This window comes from Archaeoglobus profundus DSM 5631 (assembly GCF_000025285.1).
In the GTDB taxonomy this organism is placed as follows: domain Archaea; phylum Halobacteriota; class Archaeoglobi; order Archaeoglobales; family Archaeoglobaceae; genus Archaeoglobus_B; species Archaeoglobus_B profundus.
In genome coordinates this window covers 807,468-830,562 of record NC_013741.1, presented here as the reverse complement: position 1 = coordinate 830,562, position 23,095 = coordinate 807,468, and the positions used below count along the sequence as shown (strand labels likewise).

Sequence of the window (23,095 nt, the reverse complement as noted above, 5' to 3'; positions counted from 1 at the left end):
TAAGAAGAGATTGTATATGCCCGGACCCGGATTTGAACCGGGGACTACGCGGTCTTCAGCCGCGCGCTCTCCCAGGCTGAGCTACCCGGGCTTGATGATATCTAGTCTATAGGGTATTTTTAGTTTTTGGTTATTACTCTCTTACCTCTCTCACATGGAATTACCTTAATCTTTGCATCCTCAAACTCCAACCTAAAAACCAAGCCATCCAAGACCCTATCCAAGAATACGGCCAAAGCTGCAACTTCGCTGTGCGGTTGGTTCCCTATTGCGATGTTCATATCGCATAGTTCGTAAACTTCCCACGGCACTTTTTCCGCACCAACTACGACAAGAATTTTCTCATGCTTCTTTATTTCGTCTATCCTTTCAATTAGCGGAATGCCGTACATGGTGAGGTGTACTTTCAAACCGTCAAAATCTTTCAAAAGCTTCTTCCAGTTGGCTTGCTCTATGAAGAAATCGCCACCCCATCTTCTTACGACATCCCTAACACTCTCAAACACTTTCTTATCGTAAGTATCGAAGTATATTCCCTTAGCGCCGAAAGCTCTCGCAGTTAATGCTACATGAGTGGAAATCCTCTTGTCCCTTTCGGGCCTATGCCCCAACCTCAGGACGTAGATATCCATGCCCTAAGTTATGGTAAACTATTTAAGTTGTGAACCCTTCCTCATTCATGAGGGCCCGTGGCTCAGCCTGGTTAGAGCGTGCGCCTGATAAGCGCAAGGTCCGGGGTTCAAATCCCCGCGGGCCCATATCTTGTTGTGTATGGCTATCTAGAGTTTATTAGCCAAGAAACTTTTTAAATTGAAAGCAACTCGTAGTTTGATGATAAAGGCAATAGTATTTACAAGTGATAGCTGTCCGTATTGCAGAATTTTCGAAAAGATAGTATTGAATGAACTCAAACGGAAATTTCCAATAGAGTTTGAGGTGGTTAACATTTCAAAAAATCCTGATTTAGCTGAAAAATTTAATATTGAAATTGTCCCGACATTAATCCTCGTAAAAGATGGTAAGGTAATTGGTGGCTTTATGGGATTCTCAGATCTGAAAACAGCTGAAGCCGCCATTAAAAAGCAATTGAAAGCAAACTGCTATGGTAAATGTCCATAAATCTCAGTTGTTCCGCTTCCACGGCGAATGACCTAATTAACGCATAGCTTTCTTTCCTATTTCACTAAGCTCATCAGATTCAACAAAGACGACACAGTACTTCAAGATCTCGTCAAACTTGTCTAAATCTACTTCTTTGAAAACATCAGCTGATATCGCGAACTTCACAACGAAGTGCTTTTTGACACCCAGATGTGTTTCCATCTCCTCGATGTCGACATCTAGAACATCGCTTGAGACAACTGCAACTTTACCTTCGACATTCTTTTTGATGAAATCCAAGAACGAGTTTTCATTGAACACGTATGTAGGCATGTAGAAATTTTGTTAAAGAAAAATAAAAGTTTTAAGGTAGGAAGTCCTCTGGTTTGGGCAGTTCGAGCTTCAGTCCCTTCCTCTTTCTGACCTCCATTATGAACTGCTCGAGCAAAGCTTGAGGTACAGGCTCGAATCCTGCATGTTCGACGCTCCACATGGCCTTTCCAGCTGTCGCAGATCTAATTGCGTTTGCGAATCCGAACATCTCTTTAACTGGTGCCTTGGCTATTACTGTAACTAGATCGCCCTCAGATCTCATTTCAAGTATCTGTCCTCTTCTAGCCTGTATCTCTCTTGTGACGTTTCCGAGCATGTCCTGTGGAACTGTGATGTAAACCTTCTGATATGGCTCAAGCAGAGTTGGGCCTGCCTGCAACATTGCGGCGTATATCGCTCCCTTCACAGCTGGAATAACCTGTGCTGGACCTCTGTGAACTGCATCTTCGTGCAACTTACAGTCGACAAGCTTAACCTTCACACCCATGCAAGGCTCTTTAGCTAAAGGACCAGCGCTCATAGCTTCCCTGAATCCCTGAATTATCAAGTCCATCGTTTCATGCAAGTACTGGATACCCTTTGTAACATCGCAGAATACGTTACCTTCGTAGTAATCCTGAATTCCGTCAGCCTCCTCCTTAGTTAATCCAGCTTCCATGAGCTTCTTTCTCAACTCCTTCTTATCGGCCTTCCTTATGTCTATATTCTCCTCCTTGAACAGCTGAATAACCTCCTGTGGTAGTGGCTCAACCACTATGTAGAACTTGTTGTGCCTGTTCGGAGATTTACCCTCAACAACTGGTGATGTTTTGGTAACTGTCTCTCTGAACACTACGATTGGTGGTGACGTGATTACCTCGATTCCCTTCTCTCTTCTGATCTTCTCAACCTTAACTTCCAAGTGTAGTTCACCCATTCCACTTATCAAGTGCTCACCAGTCTCCTCGTTGAGTGTTACGTGGAGTGTTGGGTCTTCCTTAGCCAGCTGTCTCAAAACCTCTATCAGCTTAGGCAGATCTCTTGGATTCTTAGCCTCTATGGCCATCGTAACTACTGGTTCACTTATGTGTTTGATCGACTCGAACGGTGTGAAGTTCTCAAGTGTTGAGCATGTTGAACCAGCGACTGCATCCTTCAAACCGACTACAGCGACTATGTTTCCAGCCGGGACTTCTGGCAGTTCAATCCTCTTGGGACCCATGAAAACTCCTACGGTCTGCACTCTGTTCTTCGCCTTCCTGTCTACTATGTAAAGCTCCATTCCCGGTCTGAGAGTACCGCTGTAGAGCCTACCGACAGCAACCTCACCTGCATGAGGATCAATAATTATCTTCGTTATCATCAAGGCAACAGGTCCTTTAGGATCACATTTCACCATTGCCTGCCCTTCTGGGCTGTTTATGTCTCCTTTCCAGATAACCTTAATTCTCTCCTTCTGTGCTTCTATAGGTGAAGGGAGGTGTTTTATGACCATATCCAGTACAACTCTATGGAGTGGAGACTTCTTAGCCAGCTCTCTCCAGTTATCCTCTTTCAAATACTTGTAAACTTCCTTAAATCCTATGCCCGTCTCTTTCATTGCTGGAACGCTTACAGCCCACTTGTAAAGGGCAGAACCGAATGCGACACTTCCATCTTCAACCTTTATCATCCACTCCTTGTACTTCTCTGGTTTCATCGCTTTTATCAGCTTGTTTACCTCTGTTATGACCTTGATAAGCCTCTCCTGCATTTGATCTGGAGTAAGCTCAAGCTCTCTGATCAATCTGTCAACCTTGTTTACGAACAGAACAGGCTTAACGTTTTCTCTCAGAGCTTGCCTTAGGACTGTTTCGGTCTGAGGCATCACTCCCTCAACTGCATCAACTACAACTATTACTCCATCTACAGCTCTCATTGCTCTCGTTACGTCACCACCGAAGTCAACGTGACCGGGTGTGTCTATCAGGTTAATAAGGTACTCCTTACCCTTGTACTCGTGAACCATCGAAACGTTTGCGGCATTTATCGTAATTCCTCTCTCCCTCTCCTGCTCATCGAAGTCAAGGTACAACTGCTGTCCAGCTAACTCCTCACTGATCATCCCAGCTCCAGCCAGCAAGTTATCAGATAATGTGGTTTTACCATGGTCGATGTGCGCGACTATGCCCATGTTTCTGATCCTCTCTGGCATGTACATCAGTTCCTTGATCTTGTCGATCATCTTCTTTGCCCTCGTCATAACTCAACACCTACGATAAAGGTTTAAAAAAGGTTACCTCGCAGACTTGGCAATTCTTTCAACTTCCTCCTTCTTAGCTACAGCATAACTCTTCGGGTCGTTCTTCGAAGCTAAGATCAGCTCCTCAGCCAAGCACTCTGCGATACTCTTAGGATTCTTGAAAGCCCTCTGCCTAGCACCTTCACATATGTTCCTCAAGGCAACATCAACTCTTCTAAGAGAAGAAGTATCAACAGATTTAGGAACAGCGATACCACCGTATTTGAGCCTAACTACCTCTTCTCTTGGCCCTGCATTTATTATAGCATCAACCAAAACCTGAATCGGGTTCTTCTTCGTTCTCTGATAAATTATGTCAAAAGCTTCTCTGACAATGTCGTAAGCTAGGTGCTTCTTGCCAGTGTTTCTACCCTTCCTCATCACCTTATTTATCAACCTTTCAACGATGAAGACCTTCTGCTTCGCAAACGGAGTATTTGCATGTCTTCCGTGCGTATGTGGGACAAACCTCGGTTCTAGGCATATGTAGTTCTTCAGCGCTGGATCGTTTACAACGACCTCCTCGACATCCCACTTTCCGAAGACCTTTAGCTCTTCTTTTGTGAATCCGTACTTCATACTATCACCTGAGCGGTTTCTCCTTCCTACCCATTACCAATTCTTCAAGTGATACACCGTTTACTTTCACGACCTTGTACCTCACACCGGGAATGTCACCCATTGATCTTCCCATTCTACCTCCAATACCTTCAATGATTACCTCATCGTGCTCGTCGATGAAGTTTATAGCACCGTCACCGGGACAGAACGCTGTAACCTGCCTTCCATTCTTGATTAACTGAACTCTGACACACTTTCGAATAGCTGAGTTTGGCTGTCTAGCTTCTATTCCAACTTTCTCGAGTACTATTCCTCTCGCCTGTGGAGCACCTTCTAACGGATCAGCTTTCTCTTTCAGACCGAGGATCCTTCTAACGAATCTCTTATCGCTCCACCTAAACTTCTTCCTATTTTCGATCAACTTCCTCGCAGCGAATAACCCATATCCCATGACCATCACCTCCCAGTATCGATTTTTAAAATCTTTCTCGCTATTTAACTATGACGTCGTCTATATCGTGATGCCTCTTAGCAAGCTCTTTAGCCTTGTTTATGTTCTTACCTCCCTTCCCTATTACCAAACCTTTGTACTGTGGATTTACACTCACAATAGCTATCTTCTTGCCACCTTTCTCAATAATCTTGACGTTAACCTTTATAGGCTTGAATATGTTTGCAATAAACTCTTCAGGATTGTCGGAGTGTTCTATTATTTCTATCTTCTTTCCAATAATTTCTCTGGCTCTTTCAACATTTATTCCCCCTTTTCCTATTGCCAATCCCATATCTCCTTTCTTGACGACAAATATGACCTTATCATCTTGAACGATACAGTCCTTAACGCTTGCACCGGTTAGACTTTCAAAAAGGGTCAAATATCTTATACTCTCCTCAGATAGCTTAACTCCCATATCTATCCCTCTCAAAAATTGAAGTTTAGACTGTGAGCAACTCTATGTCTGCATCTATTACGGCTAGAGATGCTACGCTGAAGGGTTTTCCACATGCTGCACCAAGTTCCATGTTTGTCCCGGGATAGACTAGCACCGGAACATTCTTCTTGTATTTCTCTATCTTTTCTCTGATGTCTTTCGGACAGTTTGCGGACACTATCACCAACTTAGCTTCCCCTCTCTTTAAGGCCTTTATAGTCCTCTTGCTACCGAAATACACCTTCCCCTTCAGAGCCTTCTTGAGCACCTTCTCAACGTCCATACCCTTCACCTCTTAGGCTTGTACACCAATTCAACATCTCCCGTTCCCAACTTTATAGGCTGGCCGACGATTATGTTTTCGGTTATACCCTTCAGGTAATCCACCTCCCCCTTCACAGCCGCATCGAGTAAGACGTTTACCGTCACCTCGAACGCTGCCCTTGCGAGTATGCTCTGCTTAGCCCCGGCAACACCATGCCTACCTATCTGCTTTAAATAACCATCGGCTGTCATGACATCGGCTACGAGCATTATGTGTCTTACATCAACATCCAAACCCTGTTCTTCCAAAGTCTCTTTGGCTTCCTTTATTATCGCAGCTCTCGCCGCCTCTATTCCCAAAACTTCGTATATCTCGTATATGTCGTTCGTTAGCGTTCTGGTAAAATCAACACCCTTTACTTTCATAACTTTCTTGAGATTGGATCCTTCAGTGTACAGAACATACTCATCGCCTTCTTTCCTTATTATCACTCTCTTTATCTCCTTTATTCCGGCTATTACCTCCTTCTTCAGTTTGTCGAATATGTCCATTAGTGTCTTATATGGCTTATCGACATCTGGAGAAACCTGAATTACTAGGTTGCCGTTCTCTTCCCCAATCTCTGTTTTTAGCTTCCTTTCCAATGTCTTCTTTAGGCTTTCAACAGTCAGACTCTTCTCTTTCAAAGCCTTCTCATCTGGTTTGATTATTATCTTTAGACCATATATATCGACGGATATATCTGCTACATCCGTTACGTGTGTAGCTTCTATCCTTCTTGCGACCTCCTTAGCCTTCTCCTTATCCTTTGCGTATTCTGGAAGGAGTCTTATTGTCATCATCGGTGTTGATGGCTTCTTCCTTACATCGAGAATCTCGATCAACCTAGGTAGACCGAGTGTAACGTTTATTTCAGCTACTCCAGCATAGTGGAACGTTCTCATCGTCATCTGCGTTGCTGGCTCTCCTATGGACTGCGCAGCAATAATTCCTACAGCCTCTCCGGGCTCTACGAGGTTCCTGTAGTATACTTCGACACATCTGTTAATGATCTCTCTAGCCGTTTCCTCATCAGCCTTAATTTCCTCAAGCTTCTTCTTTATGTTATCCTTAACGTGTTTTGGAAGGGGAACATCTTTCAAAAGATCATCGTACATTTCAACCACCCATTATCTCTTTAACTATCCTATCAATATCGACCGACTTACCTCTAAAGCTCTTCATCGGATCCACTCCATCCTCACCGTATCTGAACTGAACAACAGTTTCTGAGGTCTGCTCTCTGACAGTTCCGTCGTACTCGACCTTTATGTCCTGCAAAGCGTTGATCATTCTACGCTGCAGATAACCGCTTATCGAGGTTCTACATGCCGTGTCAACCAGTCCCTCTCTACCACCCATGGCGTGGAAGAAGAATTCTATTGGATTTAATCCTCTCTTGTAACTGCTCTCTACGAATCCTCTTGCTCTAGCGCTCAGATCACCGGGCTTGAAGTGTGGTAGGGTTCTATTTGTATATGTATAACCTCTGTTGATCCTCTCTCCTCTGACCGACTGCTGTCCAATACATGCTGACATCTGAGTAAGGTTGAGCATCGAACCTCTTGCACCGCTCACAGCCATGATAACGGCCGGGTTGTTGTAACCTAAGAACTTTTCAGCCACTCTTCCGGCCATGTCTCTCGCTCTTCCAAGCTCACGCATGATCATCATTTCAAGAGTTTCCTCTAAGCTTCTGCCCGGCATTGGCTCGAGGTTTCCTTCTCTATAAGCTTTTATGAGATCTATGACCTTCTTTTCAGCCTCGGCTATAATCTCCTTGACCTGAGCTATCGCCTCTTCCGGCAGATCTTCATCGTCTATTCCAATTGTGAATCCGGTAAGCATTATTGCTCTAATAGCCAAGTGAGTCATGTCATCTATGAACTTCTTCGCAACGTCGTTGCCATACTTCCTAACTATCTCGTCAATTATTATTCCCTTGAAGGCTCCTACAGCCTTTTCATCTATTGTTCCCCTTATCAGTTCTCCGTTCTTGATTATTACGTAAGCGTCGTACTCGCAACTCTCTTTCTTACATTCGTTGCAACCCTTACAGATTTCAGCCTTAAATTCGAGCGTTACATCAGGCAGTATTGCACTGAATATCTGCTTGCCCGTCCAATACGGCTTTCCGTCCTTGACTACCTTAGGCTCTGGCAACTCCTTTAGATCGAAGGGTCCCAACAGATACATTACCTCCTCCTTACTGAAGAGTTTCTCTCCTCTTGTGAGTAAGTACAAACCGGATATGTGATCGTGAATACCTCCGATGATAGGCCCTCCGAATCTTGGAGAGAGTATGTGCTGTTGCACTGCCATTAAAATCTTAGCCTCTGCCTGCGCTTCTATGCTTTGAGGTACGTGTAAGTTCATTTCATCTCCGTCAAAGTCTGCGTTGTAAGGAGGACAAACTGCAGGATTCAGTCTGAACGTTTTGCCCGGTAGAACTCTTACGTAGTGAGCCATGATGCTCATTCTGTGCAGAGATGGCTGTCTGTTGAACAGAACAATATCTCCATCCTTGAGCTGTCTCTCGACAATCCATCCCGGTTCAAGCTTCTCAGCCAATTCCTCTCTATTTGTGTCCATTACTCTAATTCTCCTTCCATCTGGCCTTATCACATAGTTCGCTTTCGGATGCTCAGTTCTAAGTATGTACTCCCTAGCCTCCTCTATGTTCCTTTCCGTTACATAGATTGGGACTGTAAGCTCTTCGGCAATTTCTTTGGGGACTCCAACCTCGTTTATGCTTATGCAAGGATCGGGACTTATGACAGTTCTCGCCGAGAAGTTAACTCTCTTACCGCTTAAGCTACCTCTAAACCTACCCTCCTTACCCTTTAAACGCTGTGCAAGAGTTTTGAGAGGTCTTCCACTTCTATGCCTCGCCGGAGGAATTCCGCTGACCTCGTTGTTGATGTACGTTGTCACGTGATACTGTAATAGTTCCCAGAGGTCCTCCAATATTAGGTGAGGAGCACCAGCCTCCTTATTCTCTAAGAATCTCTGGTTTATCCTGATTATATCTACCAATTTGTGTGTTAGATCATCTTCACTTCTCTGACCGGTCTCAAGAATTATGGAAGGTCTTACTGTGACTGGAGGAACGGGGAGAACTGTAATTACGAGCCATTCGGGTCTACAGGCTTTGGGATCTATTCCCAGAACTGGCAAATCGTCGTCGGGGATCTTTTCGAGCCATTCTCTTACATCTAAGGGTGTAAGTTTATGCTCGTCTATGTAGTAAAACGTTGGTTTTTCAAACTTCACCTCAACAGCTTCAGCACCACAGTGTGGACACTTCTTTACAGCTTTAGCCCTCCTGTAAACGTCCTTTATTATTTCATCGTAATCTTGTCCTAACTCTTTCCTTCTCTCTATTTCATCCAAGAACTTGTCTCTGACCTTATCTGGTAGTCTCAGCCTACCGCATTCCCTACACGTAGCGTTCAACAGCTTTGCTATGAGTTTAGCGTAACCTACGTGAATGACTGGAGCTGCCAGCTCTATATGTCCAAAGTGTCCCGGGCACTCTCCCGCTTTACCTCCACAAGTTCTGCACCTCAAACCGGGATCAATTACTCCTAAACGGGGATCCATCAATCCTCCTTCAATTGGAAATCCGTCGTCATCGTAAGTTTCAGCCGAGACTATCTTGGCTACACTCATCCTCCTGATTTCCTGAGGACTTAAAACTTCAAACCTGATAGCGGAAATTCTCTTTGGAACCATATCACCACCTCACGCCTTATCTCCAAGTATCAATCGAGGTGCTATAAGCATGGACTTCAACTCATCCAAGAGCAACTTGAATGCGTAACTCATCTCAACCTTATACACATGGCTGTCATCCTCACACACGTGGCAATAAGCTGTGTTCCTCCTGTAATCGTAAGTTGCTACGTGACCACACTTCGCGCAAACCCACACCTCAACCTTGTCCGATTCCTCGAGCAGTCTATCCTTCAAAAGCAGTGCGGCACCGTGCCCTATCAACACATCTCTCTCCATCTCTCCCAGTCTCAGACCTCCCTTCCTTGCCCTTCCTTCGGTGGGCTGTCTCGTTAAGATTTGCACAGGTCCTCTGCTCCTTGCATGTATCTTATTCGCGACCATGTGGTAGAGCTTCTGGTAGTAGATTACTCCAACGAATATATCAACCTCAAACCTCTTACCGGTTATTCCATCATACATGACTTCCTTACCGGTATGGACAAATCCGTATTTCTTCAAAACCTCTCTAAGGTCTTTCTCTTTTTCTCCGTGGAATATTGTTCCATCTACTCTCCTTCCCTCCAAACAGCCAACCTTTCCACCTATCATCTCCAGTATGTGTCCAACGGTCATTCTTGATGGAATTGCGTGAGGATTGATTATCATGTCCGGAACTATTCCTGATTCAGTCCAAGGCATATCCTCTTCAGGAACTATCAAGCCAACAACTCCTTTCTGTCCATGCCTTGAAGCAAATTTGTCACCAATCTCTGGAATTCTCAAGTCTCTAACTCTAACTTTAGCCAACTTTGAACCACTTTCCGACTGCATCAGAAATACCGCATCCACTATACCCTTCTCGTTGCTTCTCATAGTTATTGAGCTTTCTCTCCTCTTCTGCGGTGAAATTCCAAGCGTTGGTTCTTCTAGGAATCTAGGCGGTGATGTTCTTCCTATTAAAACGTCATCTGGACCCACTTCAGTTTCGGGGAATATCAGACCATCTTCATCCAAATTCTTGTAAGCTTCTGCTCCTCTGTAATCGGCAACATCTGACGGAGGAATTTCGAATCTGTCCTCCTGACCTCCGGGATACCTCAACTCTTCAGCTTCGTAAGTTCTGAAGAAGTGCGTTCTTGCCAATCCCCTATCTACGCTTGCCTTGTTCAAAATTATGGCATCTTCTATGTTGTAACCTTCGTAACTCAAAACAGCCACAACGAAATTCTGACCGGCAGGTCTCTCATCAAATCTGATCTCCTTCTGAGTATCCGTAGTCACTATGGGGATCTGCGGATAGTGCATTAGGTGTCCTCTCGTATCAGTTCTCCAGTGTAAGCTTGAATACGGTAGACCCAAGCTCTGCTTTATCATTGCGGCACCCATCGTGTTACGTGGAGATGCGTTGTACTCTGGATAAGGGATTGAACCCAGACAGATTCCCGCTATCAACGATGGATCGAGTTCAAGGTGTGTGTGTTCAGGGGTTAAATCCTCCTCATTCACAGCTATGTAGGCATTCTCTTCTTCTTCAGCATCCAGAAATTCAATCTTACCCTGCTTAACCAAGTCGTAAAATGTTATCTCTCCTCTCTTAAGCTTCTCTATGTCTTTCTCAGTTACCAAAGGCTTTCCATCTTTAACGACTATAAGCGGTCTTCTCGCCCTTCCCGGATCGGTATTTATCCTGACCTCATTGGAATCTGGGTAGTAAGCAACGTTAACCTGATCTGAAATTTTTCCCTTTCTTCTTAACTCTCTAATCATTTCAGCTAACTTTTGTCCATCATCGTGAAATCCTATTAAGGCTCCGTTAACGTAAACTCTACACTTCCTCATTTAACCACCCCTTATGGGCTCGACACCCAAGCTGAATAACGTCTTCTTAACATTCTCTTCATCACATCCAACACTAACTTCTGCATATTGAGCAAAGTTCTTTACTAAACCACAGTTCGGACCTTCAGGAGTTTCGTTAGGACAGAGCCTTCCCCACTGAGTTGGGTGCAAGTCTCTCGCTTCGAAGTGTGGCTGTGATCTTGAGAGAGGAGAAACAACTCTTCTGAGGTGGGACAGAATTGACATGTAATTGTGTCTATCGATAAGCTGTGAAACTCCCGTCCTTCCACCGACCCAGTTTCCAGTAGCCATAGGATGCATTATTCTATCGGTGAGGACATCTGCTCTAACAGCTGTTGTCATTTTCATTGGTCTTCCTCTCGCCTTGGCCCTCTCAAGCTGGTACTTCACATCCTTTATAAGCCTAAGCAGAGCTACACGGAATATTTCCTCTATTAAATCGCCAGCAAGCTTCAACCTCTTGTTAGCGTAATGATCCTTGTCGTCTTCTCTTCTCAATCCCAAATGCAACTCAAAAACCATCTCAGCCATTCTGGCTAGGAAGAACGCTTTGGCTCTTCTCGCCTCTGGCTCAGTTCCCAAATGAGGTAGGAAGTGCTGATCCAAGACTTGATTTGCTCTCTGAATCCTGTAATCTCTACTCTGACCGGGAGCAACTCTCCTCCCTATGTAATCTATTGCTTCCTCCTGCGTTTCTACTTCAGCAACCTCTAAGTTTTCGAGCATGAACTTCATTATCTCAGGATTCGTGCTGACCATCTCAACAATCTCTTTATCGCTTTCTACACCCAAAGCTCTCATCAGAACTACGAATTGGATCGGCTTTGGCAGTTGCGGGAATGTAACTTCCAAAATGTTACCTCTCGTTCTTTCAACAACAACCAATGCCCTGTAACCAGCCTTCTGACTGAAACACTTCGCTACTTCAAACTCTTCACCGTACTTCTCCTCTTTTTCGAGGAGGATCTTGTTTGGAGCTAAATCTTCCAAGGTTACCAGAGCCCTTTCAGTTCCGTTTATAATGAAATAGCCACCGGGATCGAGAGGATCTTCTCCTGCTAAACACAGCTTCTTTTCGTAGTCATCTGGAATGTTATCGGTTCTTCTGAATGCTTTCAAAGCCTCATCTATGTTGTCTGGATGGAGGTTGCAGATCTTCGATTTTACCATCACTGGCAACATGCCTATCTCAACGGTCTCCCACTCCAGCTCCTTACCCTCATCAACAACTTGAGCTTCAACATATATTGGTGCTGCATAGGTTAGATTTCTTAGTCTAGCCTCTGCGGGCAAGAGAAGTCTCCTTATTCCATCAGCTTCCTTTACTATTGGCTTACCAACCCAAGCTCTTCCAAGCTTTACGTAGGTGTTTGGTATGTCAAGCTCTATTATTCTCTGCTCATCTATTACTCTCTGCAGTCCCTCATCTAGGAATCTATTGTACGAGTCTATCTGATGCCTTACGAGTCGATCGTGGGTAAAGTAAGCTCTCGCCAGAACACGCCTATCCAACATGGCTATCACCAAAATTTTCACTCTTCTTCCTCTTCTTCCTCCTCAACTCTCTCCTCCTCAACCTTAACAACAACAGGGGGGACGACATATCTGTATGTAATACTAACGCCAGCAGTAGGGCTTTCCCTTATTATCCTAACAATATCTCCCACCTTAGCCCCTATCTCTTTGGCTATTGGGTCATCTACTCTTATTTTCGGTAACTGTTCGGGTTTTATGCCAAGTAGCTTAAGTACTTCTTCCTTCTCTTCTTCACTCAGTAGTTCATGCTTTGGAACCAAGATATGATCCTGAAGCCTTATCTTCATAGTTCATCACCAAATTTTGGTGGGAGCGGGCTCGACGGGATTTGAACCCGCGACCAACGGGTTAAAAGCCCGTTGCTCTACCTGGCTGAGCTACGAGCCCACAATGAAATAGGGTAGGATATCGATATAAATCTTTTACTCCGAAAAAGATGAACATCAACGCTCAATTATAAATTCGTCTATACCTACGCCGAAGTGTCTTGCCTTTTCTCCGATCCAAACCAAAACCTCGTCTCCCTCCTTTAGATTCGCAACTGAAACGTGCTTACCCTCTGGATTAACTAATTTAATCGTCTCCGCATTCTGAAGTATTACAGTTCCTTCTTCTCCGTTGGCAACAGCCCTAATCAATATTAACGGTCTTTTCTCTATCTTAACTCTCCCGACATAGCTTCTCCTTGTTTCTCCCTTGTAGTTGACTATTTCAACTGAATCTCCCGCCTTAAGCTCAGCCAAGTACTTTGTCCTATCTCCTACCTTTATGTATGCATTAACGCTCCCAGCATTTACTCTAAAGGGTCTTGATGAAACATACTCGCTCTCTTCACTCTCACTCGCAACTAAAAACATGAAACCAGCTCTATTGCCAACGAGCATTCCTTCTCCAACACCCATCAACGTCACGGTGTCAATACAAACTCTGTCTCCAACTCCAAGGGGCTTTATCTCAACTATCTTAGCCCTCTTAAGCTCCACAAAGCCTTTTTCTCCACTTGCGAGCTCGTAATACCTTCTCATCATTTCTCTCCTATCCTCTGCGATAGCAATTCCATCTGCACCTTTCTCAAGCGTGGTCAGAACTACCTTTGCCTCATCTAAATCGTTCACTATAGCTATAAGCTTGGCTTTCTTCTTCATCGCTATGAGGTTTTCGAGCGGTATTACCTTCCAATCTGAAAACTTCAGGAAGAGATAATCGAACTTTTCAGAAAGCTCAACAGCTTTGTTCTGATCCTCAGCTGATTCTATCTCAAAGAATATCGCGTTCTCTCCAACGCCATCCTCAACCCCAAAGACCTTTATCCTTCCAAGCTTTTTAGCTAAATCTTCGAACTCTTTCCTGACGACAACTCCCGTAAATCCTATTTCAATGGCATCCTTTATCTTCTCCTTCTCATCTTCCCAGTTCTCACCCAAAGCTAATAGCCAAATCTCCTTCAAATTATCACCTCTTTCAAGCTCGCATTTTCATGAACTATCATCCTTAAAGCCTTTGCCATGGCCTTCGGATTTCTATGCTGGAAAACGTTTCTACCTATTGCAACTCCACTTGCACCGGCATTCATGGCTTCAGCTACTTCTCTCAAAATTTCAAACTCGCTCTTCTTGCTACCCCCGGCGATTACCACTGGGATTTCTGCAAGTTCCACGACCTCTGCAAAGCTTTCTACACTTCCTGTGTAAGCAGTTTTCACAATATCTGCTCCAAGCTCATACGCAACTCTAACGCAGTGCTTGACTAGCTCGGGATCCCTTTCGTTCAAGCCTTCCCCCCTCGCGTAAACCATTGCAAGTAACGGAATGCCCCAATCGTCACATATCTCCGAAACTATCCCCAAATCTCTCAACTGCTCTCTTTCGGTTTTGCTCCCCAAGTTTACGTGAATGCTTACGGCATCGGCACCAAGCTTTATAGCCTTCTCAACTGAAGTAACCAACACCTTTTCGTTTGGTTCAACCAAGCATGTTGAAGCACTCAGATGGACTATAAGCCCCATATCCATTTCGTTCACGTAATCAACCCTTTTAGCTACCCCCTTATGCAGAACCACCGCATCGACAATTCCATCTATCTCCTTAAGAATTCTCTCAACCTCCTCAAGCCCCGCTATTGGTTTGGATACTCCGTGATCCATCGGTACTATCACAGTCCTTCCATCCCGCAAAACCCTTTTCAAGCGCCTTTTTTTGGACATGGCAAAACACCCCCGAAGGTTGTAGAGATTTAGGAAAGACCTTGCACGTATTAGAAGCTAAAGCTAAAGAAGAAAAAGCTCCAAGGGTTATAGGGTATTTTCATCTTATGCATCACGAATCGACTAGCTAAGGCAATATTTAAACATTTCGATTTGTTCCATTTTGTGGGAACGTTCTCATAGAATGGGATTATGCCTACTGCATTAAAGTTATATACCCCCTTTGAAAGCTTAAGGTTTAGGGATGAAGTGGGAGAGGAGATTGAAGGAAGAGCTAGAAAACTTGAGACCCGTAACGGATGAGGAGTTCGAGGAATTGCTGAACGATAGACCGAAGAGAAGAAGAAAGAGAGAAAAGAAGTTCTAACTTTTTTTAATGCCCCCGTGGGGTAGCTTGGATATCCTTGGGGGCTGCGGACTCCCAGACCCGGGTTCGAATCCCGGCGGGGGCATCACTCCAATTTAATTATTGCCCTCTTACCGTTGACAACTACTTCAAAAACATTCTTATAAACTTCATCGACTTCAACTTCGTACTCTTTTCCCAAGACCTTAATTCTGTACTTCACAGTCTCATCCTCCCTAAGCGTTTCCAGTAGCTTATCTGCCTGACGTAATCGTTTGGCATGTTCTTCTTGTCCTCTAAATACTTCTTAATTGCCGCAACACATGCCAAGAACTCCTCTGGAGTCATATCACATCACACTTCTTTGGAGGTAGCTTCTTCCTCTTAGTTTCGAGTAATCTGAGGGTATTTATCAACTTGGCTCTAGTCCACTTAATGTCTATGACTTCGTTAACGAACATTTCAAAAGCTTTCTCTCTAAATTCTTTGACGTAATCACCTCTATCTTTTTCAAGCTTAGTGGAATCTGTATCGGCATCTACTACGGCAAACTCCGCATTAGGGTAGGCAAAAATGAAATCAGATCCAGTTAAACCCATTACGACGAAGCTTGAATATGCTTTTCTAACGACGACAGAAATCACAGGGGTTGTTGCCTGCGAATATATATCCACAAGCCTACTCATGTACTTAGCCAGACCTCCAATCTCCTGATCGAAATCCGGTAAAAATCCGGGTGTGTCTACGAAATTTACGATTGGTATGTTGAAGGCATCGCAAAACCTTACAAACGATAGCATCTTCTTAATTCCTTCCACATCCAGACAGCCCAAGTTGTAGGCGGGATCGTTTGCTACAATGCCCACACTCATTCCATCCAGTCTACCGAAACCCGTTATAACGTTCTGAGCGTAGCTACCCTGAATTTCAAAGAAATCCTCGTCATCGAGTACTTGAGCTATTAGAGCTTTCATATCGAAGGGCTGATAGGGATCTGATGGAATTTCGAAATCTATTGTTCTCCTAACATCGTCTCTCGTCTCTGCAAGTGGAGGGTCTTCCATGTTGTTCAAAGGTAGAAAGCTCAGAAGTTTTCTAATGGAGCTCAAAACGGCTTCATCGCTCTCTCCAATGAAATGGCAGTTTCCAGACTTTGCATGAAACTCAGCTGAAATCTCAACATCTTTTCCAGTGAAGGACTTTATTATTCCTGGCATAACAACGCTATATTCAACGTTTTCACTCATCCCGACGAAATCTGTTTGATAACTCAACAACCAATGCGCTTTGTTGAGAAAGACAGTTATTCTGGGGATGACACCATTCGCTAAACCCATCTTAGTCAAGAACTTTGAAGTATCGAGAAGAGTTTTCATGCTAATTTCAAAATCTTCGCAGTTGAATATGTTTACAATCGGAACTCCAACCTTCAAAGCCAGATCGATCACATTGCAACTGCAACCGCTGAATACACCTTCCTTATAGAGAACGCATACGGGTCTACCGTCAACGGTTCCAAAGTAACCATCCGAGAAGCGGGACTGTGAACCTTCATCAAGCAAAAGATCAATCATGTTTCAGCGGGGAATCTATCACAATAAATAATTTTCGTACTCATTCACCCTACTTAACTCCGCCAAATTTCTCCAGTTTGAAGTACACAAATTTGCTGAAACAACTCAACCTTTCCAGAATTTGAACGTAATTGCAAAGAGTATCAAAGACATCAGAGAGGCTAGGAAGTAGCTGTTGAAACCTATCAAAGACGCGAAAATTGGGCCTACGGTTTGGCCTACCCTTATCATTGAATTGTATGTCGCTATTACTGTTGCTCTACTTTCCAAACTAGTTCTCTCGACCAACAGGTTCTGAAGGGCTGGCAAAACTGTTCCGTGTCCAAAACCGTAAATTGTTGTCGATATTGTAGCTGTTAATATGTCGGGAGAGAGCGGTATAAGAAGCAGGGATAGGCTGTAACCTAGAAAGCCGAAACTTATTGTTCTGTATACTCCAAATCTGCTAACAAATGTGCCAAGCCTTGTAGCAACCAGCGCTGTGAAAATGAGGGTTGACGATTGAACCAAACCCCTTAAGATTGGGCTAGCTCTAAATTTATTTTCCAAGGTTAGAGGAACGTAAAGGTAGAACACACCGTACGTAAATATGAAGACTGCACAGCCCAATACGAATGCTACGATTATATCCCTATTAATTTCCAGTCTGAATTTATTATGGTGACCCCTTGACTTTATTCTAATAGCCATCAGACCAATCGGTAAGGCTGAAATGAAAGCTATGAAAGGCAGTCTCCAGTCTATCTCAGCCAAAATTCCCCCTAAAAGGGGGTAAAATGCCAGACCCATACTCAGAACGCTTGCATTGTATCCTAGCATCTTAGCTCTCTCGATGCCTTCAAAGATGTCACCAATTAACGTAACGGCTAAAGACGTTAAGGCGGAGCCACCAACTCCCTGAACGAATCTCAGCAGAAGCATGGTGCTGTAATCTGCAAAGGCACATGCAAATCCTGAAAGACTGAATAAGATTAAACTTGCTGACAACAGTATTCCTCTCCCGTATTTGTCTGCTAGATACCCCATTAAGGGAGCAAAGAAAATCCCCGGAAGTGTGAATACTGTTATTAACAGTCCAACTTGAAAGTCGTTCAAATTCAAGGCTCTTTGAACCTCTGGAAAGGCTGGAGAAAGTATAGCAACACCCATTATGCCTGCCAGAGTTGAACCGAATATTACCGCCTTCATCTTACACTCTCATTTAACAACCTCAGAGTCTCACCAAGCTTCCTCAAGAATTCTCCAAAGGCACTCCAATTGCCACTTCTAACACTCTCCATCGCCTTTTCGTAATACTCTAGAGCTTTTCTGACCAAATCTTCCGTACTTTCAACCTTCTCGGGCTTTTCAATCTTCTCGCCCAATATTGCTTTAAGGGACTCCTCGAGTGTATCTCTCATTACGACGTAGTCGTTATAAGCTACTATAACGCCTCTCAACTCAGGAATGTGCGACTTCTCAGCTTTCAAGTATATCGGTTCGATGTAGAGTATACAACCCTCTATCGGTATCACTAGCAGATTGCCCCTTATTATCCTCGATCCTACCTGACCCCAAAGTGTAAAGAGCTTGGAAATTTCGGGATTCTGATCAATTCTCGCTTCTACTTGCATAGGTCCATAAACTAGCTCTCCTTTCGGAAACTCGTAAACTATTATTTCTCCGTAACGCTCATCGCACCTAGCACACATCCAAGCTATCATGTTCTCCCTACCTTTGGGTGTAAACGGTATCATGAGGGCAAACTCGGGCTTGTCCTCAATACTCAAAATGACGTAGTAGGGTTCCATTGGCACTCTAGTGCTCTCAAAGACTTCTTGAGGTATTTCCCAAGCATCTTCTCTATTATAGAACGTCTCAACGTTTGTCATGTGGTATATCGCGTAAACCTTAGCCTGAAGCTCGAATAGGTTTATAGGATACCTTATATGCTTTCTGAAATCGTTAGGCATATCTCTCTTAAAAATTGGAAAAGCCTTTTCAAGAGTCTTTAGAACTGCATCCTCCTGAACGATGTAGAACTCTACGGTTCCGTTGTACGCATCTACAAATACTTTGACAGGGTTTCTTATGTAGGCGATACCATCGTGAATGTCCGAATATGGAAACCTGTCGAGAATTGTGTAGGCATCTATTATCCAATAAATTTTACCGTCTATCACTGCCACATACGGATCGGAGTCGTATTTGAGGTATGGAGCTATAGTTTTGACCCTATCGACTATATTCCTGTGAATCATTATTCTGCTTTCATCCGTTATGTACTGGCTTAGAAGCAGGTTTACATCTCCAAAGCGCATCGCGAATAGAAACTTCTTAATGCCGTCAATTCTAACTCCTCCAGTTCCGTTATACGTTGTGAAAATGTTCTCTTCACCCATGGGATAATCGAACTCCTTAAGCTTGGTCTTGACAACTACATAATCCTTTGTAAGCTCTCCGTAGTATATTCTCGGCTCTGTAACATTCACCTTTCCCTTTGGAGGTATGTCCTTGATGATGAAATCTGGTAAACCCTCTCTTGACACAACGTTTACGGGGGATGCTATAACTCCGTAGCCGTGCGTGTAAACAAGATGTTCGTTTACCCAAGTTTTGGCTCTTGTTGGTAACAAATCTGTTGAAAGCTCCCTTGCAGAAATCATCACCTGAGTGTAATTTCCATCGATGTAGTATCTGTCCACATCAACGTCGCTAATAAAGTAGTATGTTCTTATCTGTTGCAGTTGCCTGTAAACGTCTAAGAGAGGTCTGTGATCCCAAAGTCTTACATTCCTAATCGTTCCTTTGTGTTTTTCAAGCTTCTCATAGCTTAAATCGTACCTGACTTCGTAGGGAAACTCCTTGATCTCATCCAAGCCAAATGCAAATCTTGTGTAGTGAATGCTGTAGTTTATGTAATCCCGCTCCATCTGAAGCTCATTTGGTTCAACCTTGAGCTTTTGAACGGCAAATGGGATTACACCCAATGTGAACGCTACAACTATTATGTAAATTCCGAAGAGTATTGCAACTCTCTCAAATCCCCTGATTTTAAGACAAGCTAAGCCAAATCCGAATGATGCAAAAGAAATCAAGAGGAGGGCTGGCATCAGCACATTTACCTCTACCCAACTCGCACCACTAACCACACCATGTTGCGAAAATAGCAACTCAAACCTCTCAATGTACAGATAGATTCCAATCAAGAAGAATACAACAGCTGAGAGTATCGAGATGTGAAGGTAACCCAAATCTGGGAATACCTCCTTAAATTCCTCCCAACTTCTAACCCATCTGAAGTGGTAGATGTAGTATGTAAAGGCGTTTACAAAACACAGAAAAGTTGAAAATGCAATGATCTGCAGAATTATTTCAACAAATGGGAGCTTAAAGACGAAGAAAGATACATCGTAACCGAATATAGGATCTTTAAGATTGAAATCCGTTGAATTCATGAAAAACACTAGCTTTAGCCAGTATTCTGAAAATCCGTAGGCAACTATCAAGGAAACTATTGCATCTATTTCGTGGAAATACCTTATCTTTTCGCCAATAAACTCTATTATAGCTCTTTTGAGCAGAACTGCATTTAGAGTTAGAATGGTAAAAGAGATTGAGAATGCTAGAAGGAAAGTTAAAAGCTTATACTTCAGCATTTCGATAAATACGTGCCCGTAATTTAGAGATTCAAACCAGAGATATTCTGTGTAAACGTTGACAAATACATCGAGGATGATTAAATCTGCTAGGGTGAATATTATTAGTGCGATAATCTTTTTCGAATTCATCTATTACATTCCTCGAAGGCACCTATAAATTTTTACTCATTGCAAATTCAGCTAACTTTATAGCTAGGGTTATCAAGATAAGATCAATTGCTAAGAATGCTACGATGGCAAGATCAAAAATGGAGAGAGATGATTTAACGATTAAGCTCAAGGGAGATGGACTGAACGTCAGGAGAGATAATATCAGGGGTATGAAGATTAATGAGTATATGAGTTGAGCTTCCTCTCTATTTCTCGAAAATCTGAAAACTATCATGGCTACTGAAACCGAAAGGATGTAAGTAATGTAGGACGAAATTACAGTCAGAGGTACATTAATACTCACACCATTCGCAATCAATCCCAGTAACCACGTAGCAGTTAGAGCTGCTGAAACGAATGTTACTGCTAAAATCTTTGCAAGTATAACATCCCTTAATCGAACACAGCAGAGCAAGACCTCCAAACATCCGAGCTCTTCGTAGAGTATGTCTATGATGTACACGCCTAGTATTATTGAAGTTAAGACGACTATCAGCGGAATTAACGCCGTGTACATGAATCTGAACTGGATAGAAATTCCCTCCGGAACATCTACAGGTTTACCGCTCAAATCGTACGTTCCAACCTTCAAAATCGGTATTCCTCTATAGGCTCTCAAAGTGTCTTGATAATCCATAAGGATCTTTCTTAAGGCTGGAATTACCTTTACAGCTTTAACATCTTCTTTTGGGATGTAAACGTCAACATAGTTTATCTCTTTCAGACTTTCATTCAAAACTATAATCGCATCAACTTCACCAACTTTTAAGCTTGCAAGTGCCTCTTCCAAGCTATCAAACTTAACGGGGTGTGCAATCCGTTCAAAAATAGGAGCACTACCAACCAAACCAATCTTAATATTGGCGCTGGAGCTTGGACTGTACAAAATAGTTAATCCCATTGCAACGATTTGGGAAAGTGATGAGAGTGATATGAGTAAGAGCACGGCAACTAACACGGTCCTTTCCTTCGCTAAGGCTCTCAAATCCTTCTTGGCTATATTAAGAGCATCCATACCATCAACCCGTTGTATGTTGAGTGTAGGATTGACGAGACTGCCAAACCAACTCTAAACCCCCATTTCATGGTTATAACAAAGATCAATGAAGAAACTATGTGTGCAAGAAGTGGTAATAGCAGTAGGCTTAGGACGTTTGCGGGTATAAGGGGAATTAGTATCAATTTTTCTCCGACAAAGAACCCCGAAGCGGATAGTATTGCGGACACGTAAGGATTCAGCTTGTTCATACTTGCCGAGTAGATGAATAAACCCTTAAAGAACTCCTCAACAAGAGCTAAAACTATCAGAACTGGAAATATGTAGTCCCTTAAGGGAAAAGTTATCGCTATGGTAAATAACTCTGTCAACAAGACGAAAGGGATTGAGACTAACACAAACGTAAAGACCTTGTAGTATCTATCAGTCAACTTTGCCGTTAGCTCAACAACCTTCTCAATTAACCCACGTGTGTACATGAACTCGAAAGAGTTTGATGTAAGATTGATCAGAATGAAGGACATTAAAGCTAGGTGAGATACAGACAAGAGCACATATCTTAGGTCAGTTTCACCACCTTCAATGGATTCGACCAAGAGTGTTACTGGTGAAAGTTTACTCATGGGTATGAAGCTGAAAACGGCTGGAATGAACAGGTAAGCGGTTACAACAAGAGTAACGACAACTGATATGAACGACATCTCCTTGTAACTCCTAGAAAGAAAAACTAGGAAAGAATCTATCGATAACATCAATATTAAGATTGAAATTAATAAAACCATTATCAGAGCTTTACCGAAGATTATAGCAATTGCGATCGAGATAGCCGATCCTAAGGTTACGTAGGGTATCATCTTCCCAAGCAAAAATTCTCTAGCTGAAACGACTGTAAGAATAACATCAAACCTCCTTTTGACTTTGTCCTCCATGAATGAGGATGAAAATATCTGTGCTACGAAGTAGAATGGCATCACTAATAGAAATGCGTAGACAAACTTTTCGAGAAGTATCGGCGGTTGCAGGTTTTCAGGGATAGTGTACCTTACTTCGGTTTTGAACTCTTTAAAGGTCGGCACAACTTCTTGTGTTTCACTTTCTCCAACTGTCGTTCTTTCCTCAACGGTTGTTACGGGCTTTGGAGTTCCAACTTCTTTTTCTTTAGGAGTTACAACTTTCTCAGGTCTTTCTATTGACTTGATAGCAATCTTTACCTCAGTTGGAATCTCATGCAGATTTACGAGCACTGGAAAAGCCTTCTCACCGTACTTTTCGTAAATCCACTTGTTGTACTCCTCTCTTAGATATTTTCTAAACTCATCAAAGGCTGATAAACTTTTCAAGTCTCCTCTTAAGTACACCTTACCGTGTTCGATCAGTATGTCTGGGTTTTCTGAGACTGTGAACGATCTGTGTCCTATCTCCAAGTTTGATGAGTAAATTCCCTCATCCAGCCTCACTCCACTTGAAGCTATCTGATACATTAGCATTAAGGTCAGAATGAGGGAAGCTATTGCGATTGAGGATACTTTCTTTGATCCCTTCTTAAGCCTCATTTCGAGCTTTGCAATCTTTAGCATTCG

22 protein-coding genes and 4 tRNA genes are annotated in these 23,095 nt (G+C 43.2%); 4 read left to right on the top strand and 22 right to left on the bottom strand.

Annotated features, from left to right (window positions below; all coding sequences use genetic code 11):
• Positions 1-17 precede the first annotated feature (17 nt).
• Both ARCPR_RS04930 and ARCPR_RS04925 read right to left on the bottom strand, forming a co-directional pair.
• A tRNA-Phe gene (locus ARCPR_RS04930) sits at positions 18-91 on the bottom strand.
• A 28-nt stretch (positions 92-119) separates the two neighbouring features.
• Complete coding sequence (locus ARCPR_RS04925) at positions 120-632, bottom strand: tRNA (cytidine(56)-2'-O)-methyltransferase (RefSeq protein ID WP_012940384.1); 513 nt, start codon at positions 630-632, stop codon at positions 120-122.
• A gap of 51 nt (positions 633-683) precedes the next feature.
• Between ARCPR_RS04925 and ARCPR_RS04920 the strand changes: the two genes are divergently transcribed.
• Both ARCPR_RS04920 and ARCPR_RS04915 read left to right on the top strand, forming a co-directional pair.
• Positions 684-758: transfer RNA gene (locus ARCPR_RS04920), tRNA-Ile, on the top strand.
• A gap of 73 nt (positions 759-831) precedes the next feature.
• Positions 832-1,119, top strand: a complete 288-nt coding sequence (locus ARCPR_RS04915) for a thioredoxin family protein (protein WP_012940383.1) — start codon at positions 832-834, stop codon at positions 1,117-1,119.
• 36 nt (positions 1,120-1,155) lie between these two features.
• Here ARCPR_RS04915 and ARCPR_RS04910 read toward each other — a convergent pair whose 3' ends face one another.
• The 14 genes from ARCPR_RS04910 to ARCPR_RS04845 all read right to left on the bottom strand — a co-directional run bounded on the left by ARCPR_RS04910 (position 1,156) and on the right by ARCPR_RS04845 (position 14,807).
• Positions 1,156-1,434: an AF2331 family protein gene (locus tag ARCPR_RS04910; RefSeq protein WP_012940382.1), complete on the bottom strand. Its 279-nt coding sequence runs from the start codon at positions 1,432-1,434 to the stop codon at positions 1,156-1,158.
• Between the two features lie 31 nt (positions 1,435-1,465).
• Complete coding sequence (locus ARCPR_RS04905; RefSeq protein WP_012940381.1) at positions 1,466-3,655, bottom strand: elongation factor EF-2; 2,190 nt, start codon at positions 3,653-3,655, stop codon at positions 1,466-1,468.
• A 33-nt stretch (positions 3,656-3,688) separates the two neighbouring features.
• The gene (locus tag ARCPR_RS04900; protein WP_012940380.1) at positions 3,689-4,273 is read right to left on the bottom strand and encodes a 30S ribosomal protein S7; all 585 of its coding nucleotides are present in this window, start codon (positions 4,271-4,273) and stop codon (positions 3,689-3,691) included.
• 4 nt (positions 4,274-4,277) lie between these two features.
• Complete coding sequence (locus tag ARCPR_RS04895; protein WP_012940379.1) at positions 4,278-4,706, bottom strand: 30S ribosomal protein S12; 429 nt, start codon at positions 4,704-4,706, stop codon at positions 4,278-4,280.
• A gap of 40 nt (positions 4,707-4,746) precedes the next feature.
• Positions 4,747-5,166: a NusA-like transcription termination signal-binding factor gene (locus tag ARCPR_RS04890; RefSeq protein WP_012940378.1), complete on the bottom strand. Its 420-nt coding sequence runs from the start codon at positions 5,164-5,166 to the stop codon at positions 4,747-4,749.
• Between the two features lie 25 nt (positions 5,167-5,191).
• Positions 5,192-5,470, bottom strand: coding sequence for a 50S ribosomal protein L30e (locus tag ARCPR_RS04885; protein ID WP_012940377.1), 279 nt, complete (start codon positions 5,468-5,470; stop codon positions 5,192-5,194).
• A 5-nt stretch (positions 5,471-5,475) separates the two neighbouring features.
• Entirely contained in the window at positions 5,476-6,609 is a 1,134-nt protein-coding gene (gene rpoA2, locus ARCPR_RS04880) for a DNA-directed RNA polymerase subunit A'' (RefSeq protein WP_012940376.1), read from the bottom strand.
• Position 6,610: 1 nt separating this feature from the next.
• A complete protein-coding gene (locus ARCPR_RS04875) occupies positions 6,611-9,226 on the bottom strand; it encodes a DNA-directed RNA polymerase subunit A' (RefSeq protein WP_012940375.1) in 2,616 nt (871 codons plus the stop codon).
• Positions 9,227-9,235: 9 nt separating this feature from the next.
• Positions 9,236-11,047 (bottom strand): DNA-directed RNA polymerase subunit B, encoded by a 1,812-nt coding sequence (rpoB, locus tag ARCPR_RS04870; RefSeq protein WP_012940374.1) that lies wholly within the window; start codon positions 11,045-11,047, stop codon positions 9,236-9,238.
• Positions 11,048-12,583, bottom strand: coding sequence for a DNA-directed RNA polymerase subunit B'' (locus tag ARCPR_RS04865; protein ID WP_012940373.1), 1,536 nt, complete (start codon positions 12,581-12,583; stop codon positions 11,048-11,050).
• A 17-nt stretch (positions 12,584-12,600) separates the two neighbouring features.
• On the bottom strand, positions 12,601-12,891 hold the full coding sequence (locus ARCPR_RS04860; RefSeq protein WP_012940372.1) for a DNA-directed RNA polymerase subunit H: 291 nt from the start codon (positions 12,889-12,891) through the stop codon (positions 12,601-12,603).
• A gap of 26 nt (positions 12,892-12,917) precedes the next feature.
• Positions 12,918-12,991, bottom strand: a tRNA-Lys gene (locus tag ARCPR_RS04855).
• Positions 12,992-13,047: 56 nt separating this feature from the next.
• Positions 13,048-14,052, bottom strand: coding sequence for a 3-dehydroquinate synthase II (locus tag ARCPR_RS04850; protein ID WP_012940371.1), 1,005 nt, complete (start codon positions 14,050-14,052; stop codon positions 13,048-13,050).
• A complete protein-coding gene (locus tag ARCPR_RS04845; RefSeq protein WP_012940370.1) occupies positions 14,049-14,807 on the bottom strand; it encodes a 2-amino-3,7-dideoxy-D-threo-hept-6-ulosonate synthase in 759 nt (252 codons plus the stop codon). The genes ARCPR_RS04850 and ARCPR_RS04845 overlap by 4 nt, the downstream gene beginning before the upstream one ends.
• 244 nt (positions 14,808-15,051) lie before the next feature.
• On the opposite strand from ARCPR_RS04845, the gene ARCPR_RS10125 reads away from it, so the two are divergent.
• Both ARCPR_RS10125 and ARCPR_RS04840 read left to right on the top strand, forming a co-directional pair.
• Positions 15,052-15,174 carry a hypothetical protein gene (locus ARCPR_RS10125; protein WP_280959699.1) on the top strand — a complete coding sequence of 41 codons (123 nt, stop codon included), beginning with the start codon at positions 15,052-15,054 and terminating at the stop codon, positions 15,172-15,174.
• Positions 15,175-15,185: 11 nt separating this feature from the next.
• Positions 15,186-15,259, top strand: a tRNA-Arg gene (locus ARCPR_RS04840).
• Positions 15,260-15,372: 113 nt separating this feature from the next.
• Here ARCPR_RS04840 and ARCPR_RS10120 read toward each other — a convergent pair.
• The 6 genes from ARCPR_RS10120 to ARCPR_RS04815 all read right to left on the bottom strand — a co-directional run bounded on the left by ARCPR_RS10120 (position 15,373) and on the right by ARCPR_RS04815 (position 23,092).
• A complete protein-coding gene (locus tag ARCPR_RS10120) occupies positions 15,373-15,501 on the bottom strand; it encodes a hypothetical protein (RefSeq protein WP_012940367.1) in 129 nt (42 codons plus the stop codon).
• On the bottom strand, positions 15,498-16,727 hold the full coding sequence (locus tag ARCPR_RS04835; RefSeq protein ID WP_012940366.1) for a carboxyl transferase domain-containing protein: 1,230 nt from the start codon (positions 16,725-16,727) through the stop codon (positions 15,498-15,500). The genes ARCPR_RS10120 and ARCPR_RS04835 overlap by 4 nt, the downstream gene beginning before the upstream one ends.
• 105 nt (positions 16,728-16,832) lie before the next feature.
• Positions 16,833-17,915, bottom strand: a complete 1,083-nt coding sequence (locus ARCPR_RS04830; protein WP_012940365.1) for an MFS transporter — start codon at positions 17,913-17,915, stop codon at positions 16,833-16,835.
• The gene (locus ARCPR_RS04825; protein ID WP_012940364.1) at positions 17,912-20,497 is read right to left on the bottom strand and encodes a UPF0182 family membrane protein; all 2,586 of its coding nucleotides are present in this window, start codon (positions 20,495-20,497) and stop codon (positions 17,912-17,914) included. The genes ARCPR_RS04830 and ARCPR_RS04825 overlap by 4 nt, the downstream gene beginning before the upstream one ends.
• 22 nt (positions 20,498-20,519) lie before the next feature.
• A complete protein-coding gene (locus ARCPR_RS04820; RefSeq protein ID WP_012940363.1) occupies positions 20,520-21,533 on the bottom strand; it encodes an ABC transporter permease family protein in 1,014 nt (337 codons plus the stop codon).
• Entirely contained in the window at positions 21,515-23,092 is a 1,578-nt protein-coding gene (locus ARCPR_RS04815) for an ABC transporter permease family protein (RefSeq protein WP_012940362.1), read from the bottom strand. The genes ARCPR_RS04820 and ARCPR_RS04815 overlap by 19 nt, the downstream gene beginning before the upstream one ends.
• Positions 23,093-23,095: the final 3 nt, after the last annotated feature.